The sequence below is a fragment of the Paenibacillus sanguinis 2301083 = DSM 16941 genome (genome assembly GCF_000374825.1).
GTDB lineage: Bacteria > Bacillota > Bacilli > Paenibacillales > Paenibacillaceae > Fontibacillus > Fontibacillus sanguinis.
The window spans coordinates 308,289-330,914 of record NZ_KB895379.1 but is presented as its reverse complement, the minus strand read 5'-3'; the positions used below and the strand labels follow the sequence as shown (position 1 = coordinate 330,914).

The 22,626-nt window shown below is 52.2% G+C and carries 18 protein-coding genes; 17 read left to right on the top strand and 1 reads right to left on the bottom strand.

Annotation, left to right across the window (positions count from 1 at the left end; all coding sequences use genetic code 11):
- Positions 1–161 precede the first annotated feature (161 nt).
- The 8 genes from C557_RS0109335 (at position 162) to C557_RS0109300 (ending at position 8,531) form a co-directional block, all read left to right on the top strand.
- Positions 162–1,328, top strand: coding sequence for an amidohydrolase (locus C557_RS0109335; RefSeq protein WP_018751595.1), 1,167 nt, complete (start codon positions 162–164; stop codon positions 1,326–1,328).
- Positions 1,329–1,399: 71 nt separating this feature from the next.
- Positions 1,400–3,094 carry a DNA repair helicase XPB gene (locus C557_RS0109330; RefSeq protein WP_018751594.1) on the top strand — a complete coding sequence of 565 codons (1,695 nt, stop codon included), beginning with the start codon at positions 1,400–1,402 and terminating at the stop codon, positions 3,092–3,094.
- A complete protein-coding gene (locus C557_RS0109325; RefSeq protein WP_018751593.1) occupies positions 3,091–5,049 on the top strand; it encodes a helicase-associated domain-containing protein in 1,959 nt (652 codons plus the stop codon). The genes C557_RS0109330 and C557_RS0109325 overlap by 4 nt, the downstream gene beginning before the upstream one ends.
- 93 nt (positions 5,050–5,142) lie before the next feature.
- Positions 5,143–5,580: a YlbF/YmcA family competence regulator gene (locus C557_RS0109320; RefSeq protein ID WP_026263392.1), complete on the top strand. Its 438-nt coding sequence runs from the start codon at positions 5,143–5,145 to the stop codon at positions 5,578–5,580.
- Between the two features lie 45 nt (positions 5,581–5,625).
- Entirely contained in the window at positions 5,626–5,889 is a 264-nt protein-coding gene (locus C557_RS0109315) for a YlbG family protein (protein WP_018751591.1), read from the top strand.
- A 232-nt stretch (positions 5,890–6,121) separates the two neighbouring features.
- Positions 6,122–6,559 (top strand): hypothetical protein, encoded by a 438-nt coding sequence (locus C557_RS0109310; protein WP_018751590.1) that lies wholly within the window; start codon positions 6,122–6,124, stop codon positions 6,557–6,559.
- Between the two features lie 126 nt (positions 6,560–6,685).
- Positions 6,686–7,603: a selenium metabolism-associated LysR family transcriptional regulator gene (locus C557_RS0109305; RefSeq protein WP_018751589.1), complete on the top strand. Its 918-nt coding sequence runs from the start codon at positions 6,686–6,688 to the stop codon at positions 7,601–7,603.
- A gap of 46 nt (positions 7,604–7,649) precedes the next feature.
- On the top strand, positions 7,650–8,531 hold the full coding sequence (locus C557_RS0109300; protein WP_018751588.1) for a PHP domain-containing protein: 882 nt from the start codon (positions 7,650–7,652) through the stop codon (positions 8,529–8,531).
- Positions 8,532–8,617: 86 nt separating this feature from the next.
- Here C557_RS0109300 and C557_RS0109295 read toward each other — a convergent pair whose 3' ends face one another.
- Positions 8,618–10,381 carry an Rqc2 family fibronectin-binding protein gene (locus tag C557_RS0109295; protein ID WP_018751587.1) on the bottom strand — a complete coding sequence of 588 codons (1,764 nt, stop codon included), beginning with the start codon at positions 10,379–10,381 and terminating at the stop codon, positions 8,618–8,620.
- Positions 10,382–10,623: 242 nt separating this feature from the next.
- Between C557_RS0109295 and C557_RS0109290 the strand changes: the two genes are divergently transcribed.
- From C557_RS0109290 to priA, 9 genes are all read left to right on the top strand, one after another.
- Positions 10,624–13,422, top strand: coding sequence for a calcium-translocating P-type ATPase, SERCA-type (locus tag C557_RS0109290; protein WP_018751586.1), 2,799 nt, complete (start codon positions 10,624–10,626; stop codon positions 13,420–13,422).
- A 110-nt stretch (positions 13,423–13,532) separates the two neighbouring features.
- Positions 13,533–14,369 (top strand): diaminopimelate epimerase, encoded by an 837-nt coding sequence (gene dapF, locus C557_RS0109285; RefSeq protein WP_018751585.1) that lies wholly within the window; start codon positions 13,533–13,535, stop codon positions 14,367–14,369.
- Between the two features lie 207 nt (positions 14,370–14,576).
- Positions 14,577–16,484 (top strand): bifunctional homocysteine S-methyltransferase/methylenetetrahydrofolate reductase, encoded by a 1,908-nt coding sequence (locus tag C557_RS0109280; protein WP_018751584.1) that lies wholly within the window; start codon positions 14,577–14,579, stop codon positions 16,482–16,484.
- A gap of 32 nt (positions 16,485–16,516) precedes the next feature.
- On the top strand, positions 16,517–17,404 hold the full coding sequence (locus C557_RS0109275; RefSeq protein ID WP_026263391.1) for a YicC/YloC family endoribonuclease: 888 nt from the start codon (positions 16,517–16,519) through the stop codon (positions 17,402–17,404).
- A gap of 54 nt (positions 17,405–17,458) precedes the next feature.
- On the top strand, positions 17,459–17,719 hold the full coding sequence (gene remA / locus C557_RS0109270; protein ID WP_018751582.1) for an extracellular matrix/biofilm regulator RemA: 261 nt from the start codon (positions 17,459–17,461) through the stop codon (positions 17,717–17,719).
- 13 nt (positions 17,720–17,732) lie between these two features.
- Positions 17,733–18,326 carry a guanylate kinase gene (gene gmk / locus C557_RS0109265; protein WP_018751581.1) on the top strand — a complete coding sequence of 198 codons (594 nt, stop codon included), beginning with the start codon at positions 17,733–17,735 and terminating at the stop codon, positions 18,324–18,326.
- 27 nt (positions 18,327–18,353) lie between these two features.
- The gene (gene rpoZ / locus C557_RS0109260; protein ID WP_018751580.1) at positions 18,354–18,575 is read left to right on the top strand and encodes a DNA-directed RNA polymerase subunit omega; all 222 of its coding nucleotides are present in this window, start codon (positions 18,354–18,356) and stop codon (positions 18,573–18,575) included.
- 200 nt (positions 18,576–18,775) lie between these two features.
- On the top strand, positions 18,776–19,996 hold the full coding sequence (gene coaBC / locus C557_RS0109255; RefSeq protein WP_018751579.1) for a bifunctional phosphopantothenoylcysteine decarboxylase/phosphopantothenate--cysteine ligase CoaBC: 1,221 nt from the start codon (positions 18,776–18,778) through the stop codon (positions 19,994–19,996).
- Complete coding sequence (gene priA / locus C557_RS0109250) at positions 19,993–22,560, top strand: primosomal protein N' (protein WP_018751578.1); 2,568 nt, start codon at positions 19,993–19,995, stop codon at positions 22,558–22,560. The genes coaBC and priA overlap by 4 nt, the downstream gene beginning before the upstream one ends.
- Positions 22,561–22,626: the final 66 nt, after the last annotated feature.

Genomic DNA, 22,626 nt, shown 5'->3' with positions numbered 1-22,626 from the left:
GCGCTTGTGCAAGCCGAGAAAGCCTTGTCCGCCTGCCCTTTCTGTTCATAATGATTCACCTGGCTTTTTTCTGCTACAATAGAGCTAAATCAGGGTACCGGATGGACGGCGAGGATTTATGAAGCAATAATAGGTTCCGGGGAAAGGGAAGAGGGGAGACTATGGAAGCGAGTTTGTTATACGAGTTATTTCCGGAAATGGTGGAGCGGAGACGGCACCTTCATCGCCATCCGGAGCTTTCTTTCAAGGAAGAGCAGACATCGGCTTATATTGTAAAGAAGCTGCAGCAGCTAGGTATAGAGACTGCGATTAACGTGGGTGGCTATGGGGTAGTGGGCAAGATTTACGGAGCTCTCCCGGGGAAGACCGTGGCGCTAAGAGCGGATCTGGATGCTTTGCCCATTCAGGACGAGAAAACTTGTGAATATGCCTCAGGGCAGCCTGGGGTTATGCATGCTTGTGGACATGATGGACATACAGCAACTCTGCTGGCGGTTGGTGAATATTTTGCCAGGACCAGAGAGCAGCTGAGCGGAGAGGTTCGCTTGCTCTTTCAGCCAGCAGAAGAAGTCTGTCCGGGCGGGGCAGCTTCGATGATTGCGGCGGGCGCGCTTGACGGGGTTGATGTCATTTATGGCGTTCATCTTTGGACTCCTTTGCCTGTGGGGACCGTAGCGAGCAGGCCGGGAGCCTTCATGGCTTCTACAGATGAATTTTTCATTGAAATACACGGTCAAGGTGGTCATGGTGGCGTGCCGCATAAATCCGTAGATAGCATCGTTGCCGCTTCGGCATTAGTTCTGCAATTGCAAAGTGTGGTCAGTCGTTCGGTGGATCCGTTGGACCCTGCAGTGGTCACAATTGGGGTCATCCAGGGAGGGACAGCCCAAAATATCATTGCTGATCGATGCAAATTATCCGGGACCGTGCGCTGTTTTCAGGAGGAGACGCGGACATTGATTCGTGAACGAATCCATGCCTTGACTGAGGGGACGGCTCAGGCCTACGGGGCTGATGCGGTTATTGATTATATGTCCGGCTACCCAAGCCTGATCAATCATGAACGAGAATACCAACGCTTTATGGAGACGGCACCAAGTGTATTCACCTTGCGTGCCGAATTGTCGCCTCCGATTATGCCGGCGGAAGATTTCGCCTATTATGTACAGAAAGTGCCGGGCTGCTTCATGCTGGTTGGAGCAGGTAACGAGCAAAATGCTATATATCCGCATCATCATCCGAAGTTTGATATCGATGAACAAGCGATGCTGCACGCTGCCGGGCTATTAATAGCGATGGCAGAGTCCTACTTCAAGGAGCATGCATAAATATTTCCATCGATGGCAAGCTATGACCTTAGGGACAACTCGGGGTTAAATATATTAAATGAGGTGAGCCGATGAATAAACCCGGAGCATGTATCGTTCAGCGTGATTTGTCGGTGCTGCTGGAGAGGGAGCATCCCGGTTTTGAAGAGGCGCGGGAGCGACTATCCTCATTTGCTGAATTAGTAAAAACTCCGGCTTTTTACCACACCTACCGCATGACCCCGCTAACTTTATGGAACGCAGCAGCAGGAGGCATTGATGCGGAAGGCATCCTTAAGGATTTGGCTGAACTTGCCCGTTATCCACTGCCTGGCGGAGTAGCTCAGGATATCCGCAAATGGATGGGAAGATACGGACAGTTGAAGCTGTATCCGGTGCCAGACGAAGCTGATCTGCTTGAACTGGAGAATTGCGGACCGGATGAAACGCTTCTTGAGCAATTGCTGCCGCAGCTGAACTGGTCTGACGAGCGCCTTTCTCTTCAGGACCAACGGCATTGCCGCCTAGGTGCTGCACTTCGGGGAAGCCTCAAGCGGGAACTGGGCCAGCTTGGTTATCCTGTGTTGGATGAAGCGGGTTATCACCAGGGTCGTCCTCTCAGCTTCAAGCTTCGCACTGTGCTGCCGGATTCCGGACGCGCCTTCCAGCTAAGGCCTTATCAGAGGGAGGCAGTAACGGCTTTTGCGGGCGAGCAAGGAGAAGGCGGGAGTGGAGTGGTCGTCCTTCCGTGCGGAGCTGGCAAAACGGTGATTGGTCTGGCCGCCATGGAACAGTTTCAGTGTGAAACGCTGATTTTGACCTCTAACGTGACCTCAGTACGTCAGTGGGTAGCAGAATTAACCTCCAAAACAACGCTGCCCGTCGAACAGGTCGGAGAGTACACAGGGGAGAAGAAGCAAGTCAAGCCGGTTACCGTCTCGACTTATCAAATCTTGACCCATCGCGCGCGAAAGAATGAGGAGTTCCGCCATATGTCTTTGTTCAAGGAAAGGGACTGGGGATTGATTATATATGATGAGGTCCATCTTCTCCCTGCTCCGATCTTCCGGGCGACAGCAGATATCCAGGCTACCCGGCGGCTAGGGCTGACAGCCACCCTGGTTCGTGAGGATGGCTGTGAACGAGACGTCTTCACACTGATTGGACCCAAACGCTATGAAGCTCCATGGCGAAGACTTGAAGAGAGCGGGCATATCGCCGAGGTAGATTGCCGGGAGATACGGGTTTCCATGCCGGAAGACCAGTTGGAGCGATATGTGCGGGCTGAGGGGCGTGAGAAATTCCGGGTGGCTGCAGAGAACCCCGGCAAGCAGCCGGTCATCGAACAATTGCTGGATCGACACCGGGACCGTCAGGTGCTGATTATCGGACAATATCTTGATCAGTTGCAGAGCGTTGCCAAGGAGATGGGAGTTCCTCTCATTACGGGAAGCACGCCGCAAAATGAGAGGGGGCGGCTCTTCCAAGCCTTCCGGGAAGGCAAGCTGCCTGTTCTGGTTGTGTCAAAAGTGGCTAACTTTGCAGTGGATCTGCCGGATGCCTCGGTGGCTATTCAAATTTCGGGCAGCTTTGGCTCGCGACAGGAGGAAGCTCAGCGTCTGGGGCGCATATTGCGGCCGAAGGCGGATGGGAGCCGAGCTTTCTTCTACACGCTGGTATCAGAGCATACCAGGGAGCAGGATTTTGCCCAGCGCAGGCAGCTTTTCTTGCTGGAGCAAGGTTATGAATATGCCGTGCAGCAAGAGCGGGAGGTACTTAACGCATGAAGACGAGAACGAGCAAGCAGACAGAAGATACTATACTGCGGTCTGCGTTAATCTGTCTATTTTCCCGGTTTGCAGGACAACCCTTTAAATTGGAGCAGGCCCGCCAAGCGGCATCGGGCAACCTCGGCGGAGCAGATATCCTGGCTGCGCTCCCACTCCTGCTTGACTCGGGTGTAGTGTCAGCCGTGCGCAAAGCCTGGGGAGAGAAATTGTATTATCTGCCGCTCCCCAGGCTGCTGGGCATCCCATACATAGAAGCCTATCCTCCACTCCGGGAACAGGACTCGGAGGGAATTACGCTGCGCCGTGAGGCAGGAGCAGGACTTGCCCTGGACTTGTTCCACTGCCTGGCCTGGATTGCCAAGCACGGTTTGCGTATTACAGCGAAAGGAACGATTCACCAAAAGGAACGAAGCAGGCTGCAAGGGTTAATCGGTTTGTGTGATGAAGATGTAGCGGGTCTTGGACTTAACTATCCCCATGCCGATGTCTACCCGCCTGCATTTGCAGTTGTGCTGGACATGCTGTTGGCCGGGGGACTAATTGTCAAGGATCGTCCTAATTGGCAGCTCCATTTTGAGCGGCTCTCATCCTGGCTATCCCGGGACAGCCAGGAGATGAATGAGCAATTACTGCTAGAGTTGCTGCAGCGGTATGTGCCTGCGGATACTGGGCTACAGCATGTAGCTCTTCGGCTAGTCGCTGCTGATCTCCAGTCCGGTCAGTGGTATTCTCTCGATGAGCTGCTGAATTCGCTTCAGGAACATGGCTTGCTGGATCAAGAGTTGACGACGGAGCAGAAAAGCTGGATCGATGCTTGGCTGGAAGCCTTATGCGGCTTTGGCTTTATAGAGCTGGGAGGAATAATGGCAGAGGGAACGGCATTCCGTTGGTTGCTTGACCGGGAGGGCCTGGCGCTGCTTGGCCGCAGAAGTATGGTAGTGTCTGAGCTTACCCGGACAGGTAGCCCTGCTGACGACTCAAGCTCTGAAGGAAAGCATGGTCTTCCTATTCGGATCATTGTACAGCCGGATTTTGAAATTCTCGTGCCGCCTGAACTTCCGTTCACTGTACGCTTCGAACTGGAGGCCTGTGCCGAGCATATTACAACGGATGTCATGAGTGTCTACCGAATCAGTCGCAGTGCTGTAGAGCAAGCAGCTAGGCTGGGACGCTCTGTACAGGATATGCTGGACTTTCTCTCCAGATATGCAGTCACCGTTCCGGAGTCCGTTCGTAATGCGCTTGAGCAGTGGGGTAAGGAGATTGGGCGCACAGAGCTTGTAGAGGCGCAATTGCTGCGCTGTGTGGACGTGGAGGCTGCTGAGCGGATCGCATCTATGGCTGAGCTTGGCGGGAAGCTTGAGCGGATTGGGCCGCTGCACTTCATAGTCATCGGCGGGCAGAGCGTGGAGATTATCAAGCGGCTGGAGGCAGAACGACTGGCGCCTGTCTCTTCTGCGCTGGTCGGCAGCGAGCGCAGGGATTACCCGAGACTGTTGGACGATCACAGTGTATTTGCTGAGAATAAGAGGCCGCATCACCTTGCTTTCGACCATACATCTGAAACTCAGGGCTGGATTTATAAGGGCGCTGATTTGCATTTTTATGAACCGGAGCATAGGATGCCTGACCTGGAAGAGCTGTTCCCGGGCTTGGCTTCTTTACCGTCCATCTGGTGGAAGGAGAGCAGATCATATCACTTGTCTACGGCACGCAAGCTGGTAGAATTGGCCTTGAAATGGCAAGCCAGATTGAAGGTGAATACAGGCGGCGAAAGATTGATCTGCCTGCCGCTCTCTCTCGAAGGCGAAGAAATGTGGCGGCTCAAGGTGCGCTGCTTATCTATATCTCTGGAGGACGGGAATGAAGAGGCTGTGCGGCTGCTTGCTCCTCAAGAATGGCAGGGGATTCAGCTTGTATTGCCCGAAGGAATCCGGCAGGCAGATCATTAGGAAGAATGAAACTCTTCTGCTCGCTAAAGGATTGTGTTATGATAATGACGTCTACTTTGGGTAGAATACTAGCATAGAATCGAGTTGAAATTCATGAGCGTAATTGCCAGGAACACGGTCGATATGGCCGAAGTGCTAACATACGCCTATGAATTAGGCGATATGATAAATCAGTCTACGGCGGTTTCTGAATATCTGTATTGGAAGCAGCAGGTAGATGAAAGTGCGGATGTCCAGATCTTGGTCAAGAAGCTGGAGGCACAGAAGGAACTGTTCCGCGAAACGGAGCGTTTCGGCCATTTTCACCCGAATTACCATGAAGCGAAGGATCGGGTCGCCGAAGTGGAGCGTGAATTGGAGCAGATCGAGGCAGTTCGCAATTTTAAGGCTGCTGAGAGTGAATTGGATGACATCCTGCATCAGATGTCTGAAATGATTGCCTTTGCCGTCTCTGATTCCATCAAGGTACCCAGCAATGATCCCCATCCTCAAGGAGGGTGCGGGAGCGGCGGGAAATGCAGTTGTGGGTAAGATGAACACCGCAAAGGGATGCGCAATAGGAAAGGGGGGCAATTCATGTTTCCGGAGCGTACAGGCTTTATTATATGGGTCAGTGACTTGAAGGCAGCAAGAAATTTGGATAAATACGGAAGCGTGCATTATTTATCCCGCCGCATGCATTACGTGGTGATGTATGTCAACGCCGAACGGGCAGAGGATATCATGCGTAATGTTCGGAAGCTATCCTATGTTCGCAAGATCGAGCGCTCTTATCGAGGGGAGATCAAGACGGAGTACAGCAAGAATGTTCCCGACAAGACACAGTACTATGGCATATAATAAGCAGGGAACTGGAGTAGATCAGCAGGAACGCCTCGGTAGCCATAATGGTTGCCAAGGCGTTCTTTTGTCTTATTTTGGTAGGTACAGGGATGTGATTTTATAATTTTATGGCTCTTAAGGCTCTTCTGTTTGGAAAATGGTAGCGCTTATCTTGTAGATAGATGGAGAATGTTGTAGTATAATAGGTAAAATTACTTAGTTAAAAAGACCTATTAATGTGAGGTGTGGCATGAGAGATCGAGCGACAAAACGTTGGGGGACCTACGAAGCTTTTCATATTGTGCTGGGAGACAAGAGAGTTGCCGACATCGTAGTGACCAACCATGCCAAGCTCAGATATCATGACAGAATTGACCGGGATCAAATGGAATTTGAGCAAATTGCCAGTTGGGCTTGGGATTGCTTGAAGCAGGGACGAATCACTCCGTATTATCGCAAAGAGGAAGATGTTTATTTGATTGATGATGATTTAGTGATGGTTGCGGAGTTTGCGGAGATCCCCGGTGAGTCTGATCTTGCTGGTCGTCCACTGCACCGCATGATCATTGTGACCTTCCTTGGGCGGATGTCCGAGACCATAGAACTGCGGGATTTGAAATCATATTATTCGTGGCTGCGGCACTCCCGTCGTATGACGCTGCTGAAGAACAGCCGTAAACGTCGATAAGGTTAATCAGACCTAATAGATAATAGCTGAACGAATTTAGAAGGGCATACACTAGCATGTTGTACAAGGCATGCTTTTTTTGTTGCGCTGTGCGTGCTATGGTTAGACAAGAGAGGAGGCTGTGTGATGGCGTTAAACTACCATCAGCTTCATATTTTTTATAACGTGGCACAGCGGGGCAGCTTTTCGGCGGCGGCTCAGGCGCTTCATATGACCCAGCCTGCGGTAACGATGCAAATCCAGTCACTGGAGGATTATTTCGGGGTCAAGCTTTTGGTGAGATCAACCAAGAGGATTGATTTGACTGAAGCGGGAAGGGCCTTACTCCCGTTTGCTGAACAAAGCGTGGAACTGATCCGGGAGACAGAGCAGGCGATGTCCAGATATACCTCCATGCTTCAAGGGCGATTGCAGCTTGGCTCCAGTCTGACCATTGGCGAATATGTGCTGCCTCGTCTGCTAGCCCCCTTTGGTCAACGATATCCCCATATTTCGATTATGATGAAAGTAACCAATACGACGCAAATTATCGAAGAGATCGTCAATCACCAGCTTAACTTCGGACTGGTCGAGGCCCCGGTGCAGCATCCGGATATGGTATCCGAGCCTGTGATGGAGGATGAACTAAAGCTCATCGTGCCAGCAGCACATCCACTCGCTGATAAATCCTCCGTTACGCTAGAAGAGATTATCGCCTATCCCTTTGTGCTTCGCGAGAAGGGATCGGGGACCCGTCAGGTGATGGAAGATGAATTAAGACGGCAGGGTTTTCACATGGAGCAGATCCAGACGGTGATGGAACTGGGAAGCACTGGAGCCGTAAAGTCTGCCGTGGAAGCGGGCATCGGCATTACTATCATTTCGCCTTCATCCATCAAGCATGAGGAGGCGTTGGGCTTGATCAAGACACTGGATATTCAGGATGTATCCTTTAAGCGCATGTTTTATTCGATTCATCTAAAATCGACGCTACTGCCCGTGACGGCGGTCACATTTCTGACTTTTTTACGGGAATACTCCAAGCAGACGCAAAGCTACAAATAGATGAATGGTGAATACCTGCTAACCGAAACGGAAAGAGGGAATAACTATGGCTGATAAAACAATGGGGTATGATCTGCATACACATACGCAAGCCTCGGACGGAATGAACAGCCCCAGAGCCAATGTGGAATTGGCGAAGGCTAAGGGCCTAACGGGTCTGGCAATTACGGATCACGATACGGTGGCAGGGGTAGTCGAGGCCGCCATGGCCGGGAAGGAACTGGGGATAGACGTAGTTCCAGGTGTTGAAATTAGCACCCGCGCCAAAGACAAGGATATTCATGTCCTGGGTTATTTTGTGAATACGGAGGACAGGCAATTACGGGACAGGCTTCAGCGGCTTCGTTCGGTACGGAATGAACGGAATGAGCTTATGATTGGAAAGCTGCAGCAATTGGGGATAGAGATTACACTGCAGGAGGTCAAGGACGGTTTGGGCCGGACGTTACGCCCGGACGAGAGCATCGGTCGGCCGCATATCGCCGATTGTCTGGTCCGCAAAGGCTATGCGTCCGACCTGAGGGATGCCTTTGATCAGTATTTGGCGGAGGGCAAGCCGGGGTATGCCTCTCTCCCGCGAATCTTGCCCGAGGAAGCCATCCAGTGGATTCGTGAGGCCGGAGGAGCCCCGGTTATAGCTCATCCCGGATTATATGGTGATGACGAATTAGTGAAGGCAATCTTGGAGCAAGGGCGGCCTGTCGGCATCGAGGTGTACCATTCCGATCATGGTCCCGAGGAAGAACGGCGTTATCTGGACCTAGCGGCTCAATATGAGCTGATCGTAACAGGAGGCTCTGATTACCACGGTGTCCGCCAGGGAGTGGTGTTCCATGGGGATTTGGGCAGCTGTATTACACCGTTTGAAGCCGTGGAGCAGCTTCGACAAGCAGCCACGGATGCCCGGAAACAAGCGGAAATTGAATAGAAGAGTGGCGAAAATAAAGAACCGGAGCAGCGACTTTAACTCAGTCGGGTATGCTCCGGTTCTTGTTGTTCTATGAACGAGAAAATTCAGCCATTCTTGACCGTATTAGGCAGCCCCTTGATCAATTGCTCATCAGGGGTTACGAATAGGGTGCGCTGATGATCATAAATGACGAAGCCCGGCTTGGCTCCACTTGGCTTGCGAACATGACGAATCAAGGTGCAATCGACAGGCACGCTGCTGGATTGCTTGGCCTGGCTGAAGTAGGCGGCGAGTTGGGCAGCTTCATTCAAGGTCGCGTCACCGAAGGATTCGCTGCGTATGACCACATGCGATCCGGGAATGTCCTTGGTATGCAGCCAGGTATCATTGGGCTTGGCCAGCCGATTGGTGACATACTCATTTTGCAAGTTGTTTTTGCCAACGTAGATCTCGATGCCTTCGGAAGAGGTATAGAGATGCAGGGTAGGCCGGTCGCTTTTTTTCTTTTTCTTGCCTTTCTTGCCCCGATCACGCAAGTACCCCTGTTGCGTCAACTCCTCGCGAATTTCATCAATATCGCTTAAGCTGGCATCGTGCAATTGCTGTAGAAGTCCTTCCAGATAAGCAACCTCGGCTTGGGCCAGCATCTTCTGTTCGTCAATGACAGCCAGACTGTTCTTGAATTTATTGTACCGCTTGAAATAGCGTTGAGCGTTCTCCGAAGGAGTCAGTAACGGGTCGAGCGGGATGGTTTCCATGCGTCCTTCTTCATCATAATAATTGACCAGTTCCACGGAAGTATCGCCTTTGTGAATCGTATGGAGAGAGGACAACAGCAGTTCTCCCCAAATTCGGTAGCGTTCCGCATCCTCGGCTTCATTCAAGTCCTGGTCCAGCTTGGCCAGCTTCTTGATATTTTTGCTCTTCTCGTTTTGCAGGAAGCGCAGGAGGTCGGCAGTCTTCTGCTTCACTGTATCTCGCAGCGCTTTATCTCCGTAATAGTCCTCCATACAAGCACTGATAGAAGGATAGGTTAGAACTTCTCCATGGATAGAGGTTAGCGGAATGGCAGAAAAAATACTCTTCCCCTTGGCATTCTCCCCGCTCATGGGATGGTACTGATGCTGGCGAATCTCCTCCATCAACCCAGAGAAGGCCTTCCATAGCTGCTTTGTTTCTATCTCGCCCAGTCCGAGCTGCACAACGTTATTCCCTAGCTTGGCCCGCGCATAGATTTCCCCTGCGATCAAAGGGCTTAAACCTTCATAGGCTTCTACGAGCCAGCCGCTCCCTTTGCCCGCTTCCTCCGCCTTTCGCAAAGCCGAAATAAAGGAATCAAAATCCGCTGCCAGGGGGTCAAGCTTGTGCTGCTCCGGCGGCTTGCTGTAAGCAAAACCCGGCATAACGACACGGAAGCTGGATATCGCCGGGGTTACATGGTGGATGCCGTCAAGTTGCGTTCCGGTGGTCGGGTCGATGAGGATGATATTGCTGTGCCGCCCCATCAACTCCACAATGATTCTTCGGGTAGACAAGTCTCCAAGCTCGTCGCGCGTGCGAATGTCGATATGGATAATACGCTCCATGCCTACCTGAGTAATGGCCTCGATGGTTCCGCCTTCACAGTGCTTGCGCATGAGCATGCAGAACATAGGTGCTTCCATAGGATTGGGAAAAGCAGCTTCGGTGAAATGAATACGTGGATAGGTTGGATTAGCCGATAGCAGCAGCTTCCTGGTTCCAGCCTGGGTACGCAGGTGGAAGATAAGATCGTTGCTTGCGGGCTGGTGTATTTTATGAATGCGGCCGCCAATGCATTGCTGCAGTTCATGGACGATCGCTCTTGTCACGATTCCGTCAAGTGCCATTGTGTAATTCTCCTGTTCCTTCTGAATGATGATGAGGCTAATCATAACGAATGATACCGCTCGCGTCAAAAAATAGACGTTTCCTTTATGATGCCATACTTGCGGCAAAAACTTAAGAGGAGCGCTGTGATAATTTGGGACTGGCCAGAATACATTTACCCTAGGTGGAAAAGCCTTCATGCTGACGACGCGTGGATAAGCATACTTGTCGTATCTACAAAAACGGAAGGGGAAGAGGGAGGATGGAACAAAAAAACTGGCACCAGTGGAGTAGCGACGCGCTTATGGAGCACTTCGGCGTTGCCCTTGGACAGGGGCTGACCGATGAAGAAGCGGGGCGAAGACGCGAGGAATCCGGCTGGAACGAATTGCAGGAAGGGGAACGTGTCTCCCCGATTCTGTTGTTCCTGAATCAATTCAAGGATTTTATGATGCTGGTATTGATGGGCGCTACACTCATATCCGGCATTCTTGGCGAATATCTGGATGCCATCACGATCATTGCGATCATTCTTCTGAACGGGGTGCTTGGATTTATTCAGGAATTTCGCGCAGAGCGGTCTTTACGGGCACTAAAGGAGCTTTCCGCACCGCATGCCAACGTATTGCGTCAAGGTGTCTCCAAAAATATTCTGGCTAAAGAGCTGGTTCCTGGAGACATTGTGCTTCTGGAGAGTGGAGATCGAATTCCGGCGGATATCCGCTGGCTAACGACAAATAGCCTGGATGTAGAGGAGTCGGCTTTAACCGGTGAATCCCATCCGGTGGGCAAGCATGCCGGAGTGATCACGGAAGACGATGTCCCGCTGGGAGACCAGAAAAATCTGGGCTTCATGGGAACGATGATTACGCGCGGCACGGGCCGAGGGTTGGTCATACGAACGGGAATGGACACCGAGATGGGAAAAATTGCCGACCTCATTCAGAATACCGAGGTTCAAGAGACTCCGCTACAGCGGCGGCTGGAACAGTTGGGCAAGATTCTTATCTATACGGCACTCGCGCTCACTGTCATCGTGGTTGTTCTGGGGATTATCCAAGGCCAGCCGGCCAGCGCCATGTTTTTCGCCGGTGTGAGTCTGGCGGTTGCTGCAATACCGGAAGGTTTGCCTGCTATTGTAACGATTGCCTTGGCCCTTGGCGTGCAGCGCATGATCAAGCGCAAGGCGATTGTTCGCAAGCTGCCGTCAGTAGAAACACTGGGTTGCGCTTCTATTATTTGCTCGGATAAGACCGGAACATTAACGCAAAACAAAATGACCGTGACAAAGCTTTGGCTGGAAGGGCGAATGCTGGAGGTAACAGGTGAAGGATATGAGCCTGTCGGCAATATTTTGCATCAGAAAGCTCCCGTGGATTTGCGCAAGGAGCAGGGGCTGCGTCGCCTGTTGCAGGTGAGTGCTCTTTGCGGTAATGCGACGATTTATGAAGATAATTCGGACATGCGGGGACGGCGCAAAGCAAAGGAAGAGCCTAGCGCTTCTCCGACGTGGAAGCTCAAAGGTGATCCGACCGAGGGGGCATTAGTCACGCTGGCCTCCAAGATGGGCCTGTCTCCATCCTCTTTGAATGGCATTTATGTGCGAGAGCAAGAGTTCCCGTTTGATTCACGGCGCAAGCGGATGTCTGTCATCGTGTCCCATCAAGGAGGAAGGATGGCGCTCGTTAAAGGAGCGCCCGATATGTTGCTGGAGCGCTGCTCCTACATTTCATGGGAAGGCAAAATTGTACCGCTGACGGGCACGTTAAGACAGAAGGTTCAGGCCGCGAACGAGAGAATGGCCCGTAGTGCCCTGCGGGTGCTAGGCATGGCTTATCGTGAGTTAAAGCCGCATGAAGAGGGAGTTCAGGAGAACGCGGTGGAATCGCAGCTTATATTCATTGGCTTGGCGGGCATGATTGATCCACCCCGGCGAGAAGCGCGGGAAGCCATTGCTGTTTGTCGTCGTGCGGGTATCCGGACGGTGATGATTACGGGAGATCACGGTCTCACCGCAGAGGCGATTGCTGCCGACCTTGGCATTTTGCCACGTGGCGGAACCTCGATGTCAGGACAGCAATTGGAGATATTGGATGATGAAGAATTAGAGAAGCAGGTGGAGAATACTTACGTTTATTCACGGGTCTCTCCCGAGCATAAATTGCGAATTGTCAAGGCCCTGCAGCGGAACGGACATGTCGTTGCGATGACCGGGGACGGCGTGAACGATGCTCCGGCTATCAAGGCTGCCGATATTGGCATTGCCATGGGAATGACGGGCACAGATGTTTCCAAGGAGGCTTCCTCCTTGATTTTGAGCGATGATAATTTTACGTCCATCGTAGCGGCGATTGAAGAAGGCCGCAATATTTATGAAAATATTCGCAAGTTTATCAGGTATTTGCTGGCCTCCAATGTGGGCGAGATCTTAACGATGTTCTTCGCTATGCTGTTCGGCTTGCCCTTGCCTCTGCTGCCGATTCAAATTCTCTGGGTCAATCTGGTGACCGATGGCTTGCCTGCCATGGCACTGGGCGTTGATCAGCCGGAAAAAGATCTGATGGAGCATAAGCCGCGGGGAGCCAACGAGAATATATTTGCCCGCCGTCTGGGCTGGAAGATTATTAGCCGCGGCGTCTTGATTGGCCTATGTACACTGGGGGCCTTCTGGATTACGCTGCAATGGGCTCCGGATGATGCCAATCAATTGATCAAAGCGCAGTCCGTAGCCTTCGCGACATTGGTTATCGCCCAGCTTATCCATGTATTTGACTGCCGGAGTTCAAGATCGATCTTTCATCGCAATATTTTGCAAAATAAATACCTGGTAGCTGCGGTTCTATCTTCGATCGCCTTGCTGCTTGTCGTCATTTATGTGGAGCCGCTTCAGCCGATCTTCAAAACAGTGCCCCTCGGTACGCGGGAATGGGCTTTGACACTGGTAGCGGCAGGTATTCCTACCTTCCTGATGGGGGCCGGCAGCGTGTGGTCCGGCAAGCGGCGTCGTTCCAAGGGCTCGCGTCCGATGATCACCGCGAAAAGTACAAATATTCGTGCATAAAATCAATACCCTTTCACCTCTGCAAAATATAGACTTACCCCATAGGCAAGCTTTGCTGAGGGGGAAGTGTTCTCCCTTGATATATACTGACGATGCAGGAGTGGGGTAAGATGAAATTTACTAAAATGCATGGATTGGGCAATGATTTCCTCGTATTTGCCGGACATCAAGAGTTGCCGGAGAACGTAGCCGAGTTAGCGGTGACCTGGTGTGACCGTTATTTCGGGGTAGGGGGAGACGGACTCGTATTCATTCTTCCTTCGGAACGAGCAGATTTTAAAATGCGCATCATTAATTCGGATGGCACGGAAGCTGAGCAATGTGGCAATGCCATTCGCTGCGTGTCCAAGTATGTGTACGATAACGGCTTGATCAATAGAGAAAGCGTGACGATTGAGACGCTGGGTGCAGGCGTTCAGCAGGTGACATTGCAGGTGGAAGACGGCATAGTCAAGACAGTGAGGGTTGATATGGGGGAACCTGTCCTGGATGGCTTGGCTGTGCCAACCACGCTGCAAGGCAATCCTGTTCTCAGGCACAACATTACAGTGGATGACCAGAAATTTGAGTTCACCGCCGTGTCCATGGGCAACCCACATTGTGTGATTTATGTAGAGGATGCCCCAAGCTTTCCGCTTACGACATGGGGACCGAAGCTGGAGGTGCACCCCTATTTTCCACGGAAAATCAATGTAGAGTTTGCTACGGTCACCAGCCGCTCCCGTGTAGAGATGCGGGTATGGGAGCGGGGTGCGGGACCTACGCTTGCTTGTGGCACGGGTGCTTGTGCTACTCTCGTCTCCTCGGTATTGAATGGGCTGACCGATCGGGCTGCCTGGGTGGGGCTTAAGGGCGGCGACCTGTTCATTGAATGGGATGAACGCGATAACCATGTCTACATGACCGGGCCGGCAGCAGCAGTATATGAAGGAGAAGTTCATATCTGATTGAAGGGCTAGGACTTGGTGCAGAGCCGGGTGTTCCGTAACGAGGACACCTGGCTCTTTGTTATTGCCAGATTATATTCAAACACATATCTTATCAATCTGATCGATTTATGATACATTAATACGATAATCTACTAGCTTTATAACTTGATGCGGTAAGTTGACCGGCATGAAGAGACTATAGAGGCAGGCGGGAGGGTATCTTTGATGAAGCAGGATTTGCGCACGGCCTGGAAGCAGGATGTGATCGTTGGCGACGGAGCGATGGGAACCTATTTATACCACTTGGGGTTTCCAGTCGGCATTTCCTATGAAGAATTCAATTTATTGCGTCCGGATGTGATAGGCGATGTGCATCGCCGGTATATAGAAGCAGGGGCGAACCTGCTGGAGACCAATACATTCTCCGCTAATTATTATAAATTATCCAAATTTGGGCTGGAATCCAAGATGGAGGAGATCAACCGCGCCGCAGTCCGTATCGCCAAGCAGGCGGCAGGAGAAAGCGCTTATGTGGCCGGTGCTGTGGGTTCAATTCGTGGCGGGAAGCGGGTCAATGTCAGCTCGCGTGAGCTTGAGGACTACTTTGAACGGCAGATTGCCGCACTGCTTACGGAAGGTGTGGACGCGCTGCTCTTTGAAACCTTCTACGATCTGCGAGAGCTGCGGATTGCGCTGGTGCAGGCCCGCAAGCTAAGCGATATTCCAACCATCTGCCAATTTGCTGTGGATCAGGTGGGCCGGACGCTGGATGGCTTTACTATGCCCGAATCCTTCAGCGCTTTGCTGCAAGAGGGGGCCGATATGCTGGGCTTCAACTGCCATTCCGGTCCTAAGGGCATTATGGGCGTAATGGAAGATTTGCACGGTCCGCTTGATGTGCCGATGTCTGTTTTTCCAAATGCAGGTTTGGCGGATTATGTGGATGGAGAGTATGTATATGGAGCCACTCCCGAATATTTTGGTGAGTGCGCCGGATCGTTTGTCGACTTGGGGGCCCGATTAATCGGTGGTTGCTGCGGTACGACGCCGGAGCATATCGCCGCCACTGTACGGGCGCTTGAGCATATTATTGCGCCCCCGCTGGCTAGCGAACGGACGCTTCCGGAACCTCGGGAGGCGGTTGGCATTTCGCTTCGGACTCCGGAAGTGTCGGAAACGGATCAGGGAGAAGGCACTGGTAGCCATAATGCTCCACCTAGCCTGACGGAGCTCGTGAAGGAGCGCCATACCGTTATTGTTGAATTGGATCCGCCCCGGGATCTCGATATCCGCAAGTTTATGGAAGGGGCTGCGGCCTTGAAGCAGGCGGGTGTCGATGCGTTAACGCTGGCGGACAATTCTCTGGCCGTCACACGGATGAGCAATATGGCGCTTGGCCATCTCGTACAGTTGGAGCTCGGCTTGCGTCCGCTGATTCATATCGCTTGTCGGGATCGCAATCTGATCGGCACCCAGTCCCATATGATGGGCTTCGACGCACTTGGTATTGACCATGTTCTGGCCGTCACAGGCGACCCTGCCAGATTTGGCGATTTGCCCGGGGCAAGCTCTGTTTATGATCTGACTTCATTTGAGATCATTCGGATGATCAAGCAGTTGAATACCGGGGTATCGTTCTCCGGCAAGCCGTTGAAGCAGAAGGCGAAGTTTGTGGTTGGCGCGGCATTTAATCCTAATGTCAAGCATTTGAACAAAGCCGTTGAGCGTCTGGAGAAGAAAATTGCCTCCGGAGCGGATTATATTATGACCCAGCCCGTTTATGATCCCGAGCTGATCGTGGCGATCAAACAGGCGACAGCTCATCTGGATATTCCGATTTTTATAGGTATCATGCCGCTGGCAAGTGGTAAAAACGCCGAATATTTGCACAATGAAGTACCGGGAATTCAGCTCTCTGAAGAGGTTCGGGCCCGAATGGATGGCTTGCAGGGCGAAGCAGGCAGGGCGATGGGGGTGGAAATTGCCAAGGAGCTGCTGGACACGGCGATGGAGCATTTCAACGGGATTTATTTGATGACGCCATTTATGTTCTATGAAATGAATGTGGCTCTGACAAAATATGTTGCGGAGAAGGCAAAACGAAGCGTGTCCCACTTGTCTCGCTTCACATAATCAATTACAATAGGATAACGGATGTGATGCTTGTGTCGCACAGTATGACAGGCTACGGCGGAGCCGCCAGATCTCATGGCGGTTATGCCGTGCAATTTGAGATAAAATCTGTCAATCATCGGTATGCCGAAGTTGTTTTGCGGATGCCGCGCGAGTGGACGTGCTATGAGGACTCATTGCGCCGTTTGGTGCAGACTCGCATCAAGCGGGGGCGTATTGATGTCTATATCAGCAAAGAACATGAAGAATCCAGTGCGCTGCCGCTTGTATTAAACCGTACGGTGGCAGAAGCTTACCTGCGGGCTGCCGAGGAGCTTAGAGAACTTTACGGGATTGACGCTGCTATATCTGCCAAGGACTTATTATCCCTTCCTGACGTGCTTGCGGCTCCCGAGTCACTTTCTTCTCAAGAACATGCAGATACGGAGTGGGAGCGGATACTGTCGGAAGGGCTGGAAGAAGCCGTTAACGGATTGCTTGAGATGCGAGAGCGGGAAGGTAGGCATCTGATTGCTGATCTGGAGCAGCGTTTAGGCCGGCTTGAAGGCATTCAAGCTGAACTGGTTCGATTAGCTCCTGAGGTCGTGAACGAGTACAGAAGCCGGCTCAAGAGCCGACTTGCCGAACTCGTGGAGGGCAGCTTCGACGAGCAGCGTTTTACTATGGAGGTTGCCGTATTCGCTGATCGTTCCAATATCGATGAAGAATTGATTCGGTTGCGGAGCCATCTGGAGCAATGTCACAGTCTGCTGCAATCCGTTGAACCGGTGGGGCGCAAGCTGGATTTTCTCATACAGGAAATGAACCGGGAGACCAATACCATTGGATCTAAAGCCAATCATTTGGCTCTAGTCAACCTTGTCGTCGAGATGAAGGCTGAGTTGGAGAAGATTCGCGAGCAGGCCGCGAACCTGGAATAAGGCTACGCTAAGGGCACAGGGTGAGTCAAATTAATTAGGGGGAACTACCTGAATATGGCAATTAAACTTATTAACATTGGCTTCGGAAATATTGTATCGGCCAACCGTATCATTTCCATTGTAAGCCCCGAATCTGCACCGATCAAACGTATCATTCAAGAGGCGCGGGATCGTCATATGCTGATCGATGCTACATATGGCAGACGGACGCGCGCCGTAATTATTACGGACAGCGACCATGTTATTTTGTCGGCGGTGCAGCCGGAGACAGTTGCTCATCGATTGTCCACCAAAGACGAAGACAACGACGAATAAAATGGAGAGAACAATGGCAAAAGGGTTACTTATTGTATTGTCCGGGCCGTCAGGCGTGGGAAAAGGGACGGTATGCGCCGAGCTTCGCAAACGGATGCCTGAACTGATTTATTCAGTCTCCGCGACCACAAGGCAACCTCGTATGGGTGAAATGAACGGGGTAAATTATTTTTTCAAGAGCCGTGAGCAGTTTCTGAATATGATTGAGCAAGATCAGCTTCTGGAGCATGCCGAGTATGTCGGTAACTTTTACGGAACACCTCGTGATTTTGTGGAAGAGACGATTGCCGGCGGCCGGGACATTATTTTGGAAATCGAGGTTCAGGGCGCGCTGAAGGTTAAGGAGAAATTCCCTGAGGGCGTGTTTGTGTTTTTGCTCCCGCCGTCGCTTGACGAGCTGAAGGGACGGATTGAAGGGCGGGGAACGGAGAATCAAGCGACGATTGATCATCGGATGACGGTGGCGGCTCATGAAATCGGGCTGATGGAAAATTATGATTATGCCGTTGTGAATGATGAGATCGATCTGGCCTGCCAAAGAATTCAATCTATTATCGTTGCTGAGCACTGCAAGATAAGAAAGTCTTGCGACAGCTCGCGGCAATGACCAAATGAAGAAGAGGTGTTTGTGAAGATGCTGTATCCATCGATTGATAAAATGCTTGGCAAGGTAGGGAGTAAATATTCCCTGGTTGTAGCTGCCTCGCGGCGTGCAAGACAACTTCGCGAAGGAGAGAGAAGTGACCTCAAGCAGCCAAGATCGTATAAGCAGGTTGGCGTGGCTCTGGAAGAAATCTATGGTGATTACGTCAAGCTCAAATTGGATGAGGAGCCCGCTCCTGAGAATGAGAAGTAATGAGAAGTAGTATTTACGGCTTTGTTTTTTGTGAATCATCAGAAGGCGATCCTCTGAATCGGGCGAAGGCCTTCTGAGATTGCAAAGAAGCCACTGCCGCATACGCGGTCTGTCCCCTTAGGGGGGGCGTCGATAGACGTTTTTTTGAAGACAACCGCGAGGTTGTTATTTTTTTTCTGTTCGGAAAGTGAGGGGTAGCGATGTTAACCGGCAAGAAAATTCTTCTGGGCGTTACCGGCGGTATTGCCGCCTTCAAAGCGGCTTCCTTGTGCAGTAAGCTGGTGAAGGAAGGGGCAGAGGTCAAGGTCATCATGACCCAATCCGCCACTCAATTTATTACAGAGCTAACGCTGCAAGCTTTGTCCAAAAATGTGGTCTATACTGACACGTTCGATGAGAAGCACGCTAATTCCATTGCTCATATCAGTCTGGCTGATTGGGCTGACCTGGTTCTGGTAGCTCCGGCCACCGCGAATATCATCGGCAAGATGGCAGCGGGCATTGCAGACGATATGCTGTCGACAACGCTTTTGGCTACCCAGGCGCCGATTATGGTAGCGCCAGCCATGAATGTGCATATGTACGAGCACCCTGCAGTGAGACGAAATCTGGCGGAGCTGGTATCGCGTGGAGTTATGATGATTGAGCCTGGAGAAGGGCTGCTGGCTTGCGGCTATACGGGCAAAGGGCGGATGGAAGAGCCGGAAACACTGGTACGGGTTGTAGATGAGTATTTTAACCGGGAAGCCGCTTTGGACAAAGAGCCGCTCTCTGGGAAGCGGGTAGCGATTACGGCCGGAGGTACGGTGGAGCGGATCGACCCGGTGCGTTATATCACGAATGATTCTTCCGGCAAGATGGGCTTCGCCCTTGCGAGAGCGGCCAAGCGTCTAGGTGCGCAGGTAACGCTGATCGCGGGCAATACGCAGGCTGAGCCGCCTGCCGGAATTCCCTTGATTCGTGTATCCTCAGCCCAAGAGATGTATGAGGCGGTCCAAGCCGTGTGGGCGGATACGGACATCATGGTGAAGGCTGCTGCGGTGGCAGACTATCGCCCTAAAGAAACTGCAGCGCAAAAGATCAAGAAAACCGGGGATTCACTGGTACTTGAACTGGTAAAGAATATTGATATTCTGGAAACGCTAGGCAAGCTGAAGACCTCCCAATATTTGATCGGATTTGCCGCGGAAACAGAAAATGTGGAGCAGCATGCGATGGACAAGCTGAAGCGCAAAAACTGCGATCTCCTCGTCGCCAATGATGTCACGGCGCAGGGAGCGGGCTTTGGCACAGACACCAATATCGTAAATATTTATGATGCTTCCGGTCTGGTACAATCTTTGCCCCGGATGGCCAAAGAAGAAGTGGCTCTTCGTATTATGGAATTAGCCGCTTCCAAGGTGGCGGGAACGAGCCGATGACTTATCGAATGGCCAAGGTGATCGTCGATGTGCCGAGCCGGGAAACCGACCGGCCTTTTGACTATTTAATCCCCGGTTCCATTGCGGGATGGATCGAGGTTGGGAGTCGGGTGGGTGTTCCGTTTGGTCGCCGCACAGTGCAGGGCTTCGTGGTATCCTTGCATGAGCATTTGGAAATGGACAGCATGCGGATGAAGCCTATCCAGGAACTGCTGGACCTGGTGCCGCCCCTGCCGGCGGACCTGGTAGCCTTGGCGGAATGGATGAGTCACAAGTATGCCTGTAGCATGATCAAGGTGCTGCAAGCTATGATTCCGGCTGCTTTAAAGGGCAAGGCCGAGCGCTACATTCGTGTTGCTGCGGTCTCTGCTGCAGAAACGGGGCAGAAGGCGGCCGGAGATAGCAGTGCCGTGCAGGAGGCTCCATGGATGGCGCTCCCTGAGCTGCTTACGGCAGAGGAAGAGGCCATCATTCGGTATATTACCGCTTCCGGCGAGGTGACGATGACTTCACTTGGGAGCAAGTATCCTGAGTCCGGGGAATTAATCAAAGATATGATAAGCCGTGGTGTATTAACGGAGAGCCAGGCCATTAAGGATAAAGTTAACAAAAAAACGATGAAAAGCGTAACGGCTGCCGTGAGCGGCCAGGCTGCTCAGGATGCACTGGCCTCCTTCTCCGGGCAAGCGCGTCGACAGAAGGAAGTGCTCCAGTTCCTGCTGGAGGCGGGAATGACCTTGTCCTTGCAGGAGGTTCTGTCAACCTTGCAGGTAACTGCGGGAACCGTCAAAAAGCTAGCGGAGAAGGGGTACATTCGTCTTGAGGATGTGGAGGTATTTCGTGATCCCTATGCTGGACGGCGCTTCCAGAGCAGTGAGCCCTTGACTCGCACACCGGAGCAAGAGGTCGTGTATCACCAACTGGCACAAGCGCTGGATGCTCGTCATCATGAAGTCTTCTTGCTGCATGGCGTTACCGGCAGCGGTAAAACCGAAGTCTATCTGCAGACGATCGAGCGTTGCATTTCCTCGGGCAGACAGGCGATCGTGCTCGTCCCCGAGATTTCCTTGACTCCGCAGATGGTGGAGCGGTTCAAAGGTCGCTTTGGAGGCAAGGTGGCCGTGATGCACAGCCGCTTGTCAGGCGGGGAGCGGTATGATGAATGGCGCAAAATCCGCGAGGGGCGCGTGGAGGTGGCCATTGGGGCGCGTTCGGCCATCTTCGCTCCATTCAAGCAACTGGGTCTCATTGTGATGGATGAGGAGCATGAGACCTCCTATAAGCAGGAGGAAACGCCCAAATATCATGCGCGCGATGTAGCTGTCCGCAGAGCGCGGCAGCATGGGGCTGCCGTGATACTTGGCTCGGCCACTCCGTCGCTGGAGAGCTACCATGCCGCGCGTTCGGCGGGAGGCGATCTTGGGGAGTATGCGCCAATTCTGCTGGAGATGAAGCAGCGTCCATCGGGAAGCAAGCTGCCAGCCGTGCATATCGTGGATATGCGTGAGGAACTGAAGGAAGGGAATCGCTCCATGTTCAGCCGTTCATTGCACGCTGGCATTGCCGCAAGGCTGGAGCGAGAGGAACAGACAGTGCTGTTCCTCAACCGTCGCGGATACTCGACCTTTGTTATGTGCCGCAGCTGCGGTTATGTGGCGGGTTGTCCGGACTGCGATATTTCACTGACCTATCATCAGAAATCAAATAATTTACGTTGCCATTATTGCGGTTACGCCGAGAATGCCCCGGCGGTTTGTCCGGAGTGTGGCAGTGAGCATATTCGTTATTTCGGAACAGGGACTCAGCGCGTAGAGGACGAGCTGGCAAAGCTCTTCCCCGGCATCCGTGTGATACGGATGGATGTCGATACGACCAGCGAGAAGGGCTCGCATGAGAAGCTGCTGCAAGCCTTCCGGGAGAAGAAGGGCGATGTGCTGCTGGGAACACAAATGGTAGCGAAAGGCTTGGACTTCCCCGATGTGACGCTAGTGGGAGTAATCGCTGCCGATACTGCGCTGAACTTTCCTGATTTTCGCTCGGCAGAGAAGACGTTCCAACTCCTGACACAGGTGGCCGGACGAGCAGGTCGTCATTTATTGCCGGGGGAGGTATTCATTCAAACTTATATCCCGGATCATTACTCGATCATTCATGCAAGCGGGCATGATTATCTTGCCTTTGTGCGCGATGAACTGAAACACCGCAAGGCGCTGCATTATCCGCCATACAGCCGGCTGATCCTGGTTACGCTCTCGCATGAGAAGCTGCCTTTGCTGCTACGGATGGCTGAGAATTTTACCGGCGATTTGCGAGCCAAGGCCCAGCGCCAAGGGTGGTTTGGCAGCCTGGACCGTTTTGCAGCGGCTGCTCTCGATATTTTGGGACCGGTAGCCTCACCTATTCCGCGGATCAAGAACCGATATCGCTTTCAATGCATGGTAAAATACCGTGGTGACCTGGATGCTGTAGATCTTGTTCGGGACGTGGCTTCAGCCACACTGGAGCAGTTGAAGGATGCCACCTTGCAGATCAGCATCGATGTTGATCCGCAAATGCTGATGTAGCATACACTGATAACAAACCATAAACATATATATTTAAAGAAGCAAGGCGATCACGGAAAGGAAGTG

Bases quoted from the DNA above. Each gene is read 5' to 3' on its own strand.
- C557_RS0109330 (WP_018751594.1), top strand. From the start codon at position 1,400: ATGAATAAACCCGGAGCATGTATCGTTCAGCGTGATTTGTCGGTGCTG.
- C557_RS0109305 (WP_018751589.1), top strand. From the start codon at position 6,686: ATGGCGTTAAACTACCATCAGCTTCATATTTTTTATAACGTGGCACAG.
- C557_RS0109320 (WP_026263392.1), top strand. From the start codon at position 5,143: ATGAGCGTAATTGCCAGGAACACGGTCGATATGGCCGAAGTGCTAACA.
- dapF (WP_018751585.1), top strand. From the start codon at position 13,533: ATGAAATTTACTAAAATGCATGGATTGGGCAATGATTTCCTCGTATTT.
- C557_RS0109295 (WP_018751587.1), bottom strand. From the start codon at position 10,381: ATGGCACTTGACGGAATCGTGACAAGAGCGATCGTCCATGAACTGCAG.
- coaBC (WP_018751579.1), top strand. From the start codon at position 18,776: ATGTTAACCGGCAAGAAAATTCTTCTGGGCGTTACCGGCGGTATTGCC.
- rpoZ (WP_018751580.1), top strand. From the start codon at position 18,354: ATGCTGTATCCATCGATTGATAAAATGCTTGGCAAGGTAGGGAGTAAA.
- C557_RS0109280 (WP_018751584.1), top strand. From the start codon at position 14,577: ATGAAGCAGGATTTGCGCACGGCCTGGAAGCAGGATGTGATCGTTGGC.
- gmk (WP_018751581.1), top strand. From the start codon at position 17,733: ATGGCAAAAGGGTTACTTATTGTATTGTCCGGGCCGTCAGGCGTGGGA.
- C557_RS0109310 (WP_018751590.1), top strand. From the start codon at position 6,122: ATGAGAGATCGAGCGACAAAACGTTGGGGGACCTACGAAGCTTTTCAT.
- priA (WP_018751578.1), top strand. From the start codon at position 19,993: ATGACTTATCGAATGGCCAAGGTGATCGTCGATGTGCCGAGCCGGGAA.
- C557_RS0109325 (WP_018751593.1), top strand. From the start codon at position 3,091: ATGAAGACGAGAACGAGCAAGCAGACAGAAGATACTATACTGCGGTCT.
- C557_RS0109335 (WP_018751595.1), top strand. From the start codon at position 162: ATGGAAGCGAGTTTGTTATACGAGTTATTTCCGGAAATGGTGGAGCGG.
- C557_RS0109290 (WP_018751586.1), top strand. From the start codon at position 10,624: ATGGAACAAAAAAACTGGCACCAGTGGAGTAGCGACGCGCTTATGGAG.
- C557_RS0109300 (WP_018751588.1), top strand. From the start codon at position 7,650: ATGGCTGATAAAACAATGGGGTATGATCTGCATACACATACGCAAGCC.
- C557_RS0109315 (WP_018751591.1), top strand. From the start codon at position 5,626: ATGTTTCCGGAGCGTACAGGCTTTATTATATGGGTCAGTGACTTGAAG.
- remA (WP_018751582.1), top strand. From the start codon at position 17,459: ATGGCAATTAAACTTATTAACATTGGCTTCGGAAATATTGTATCGGCC.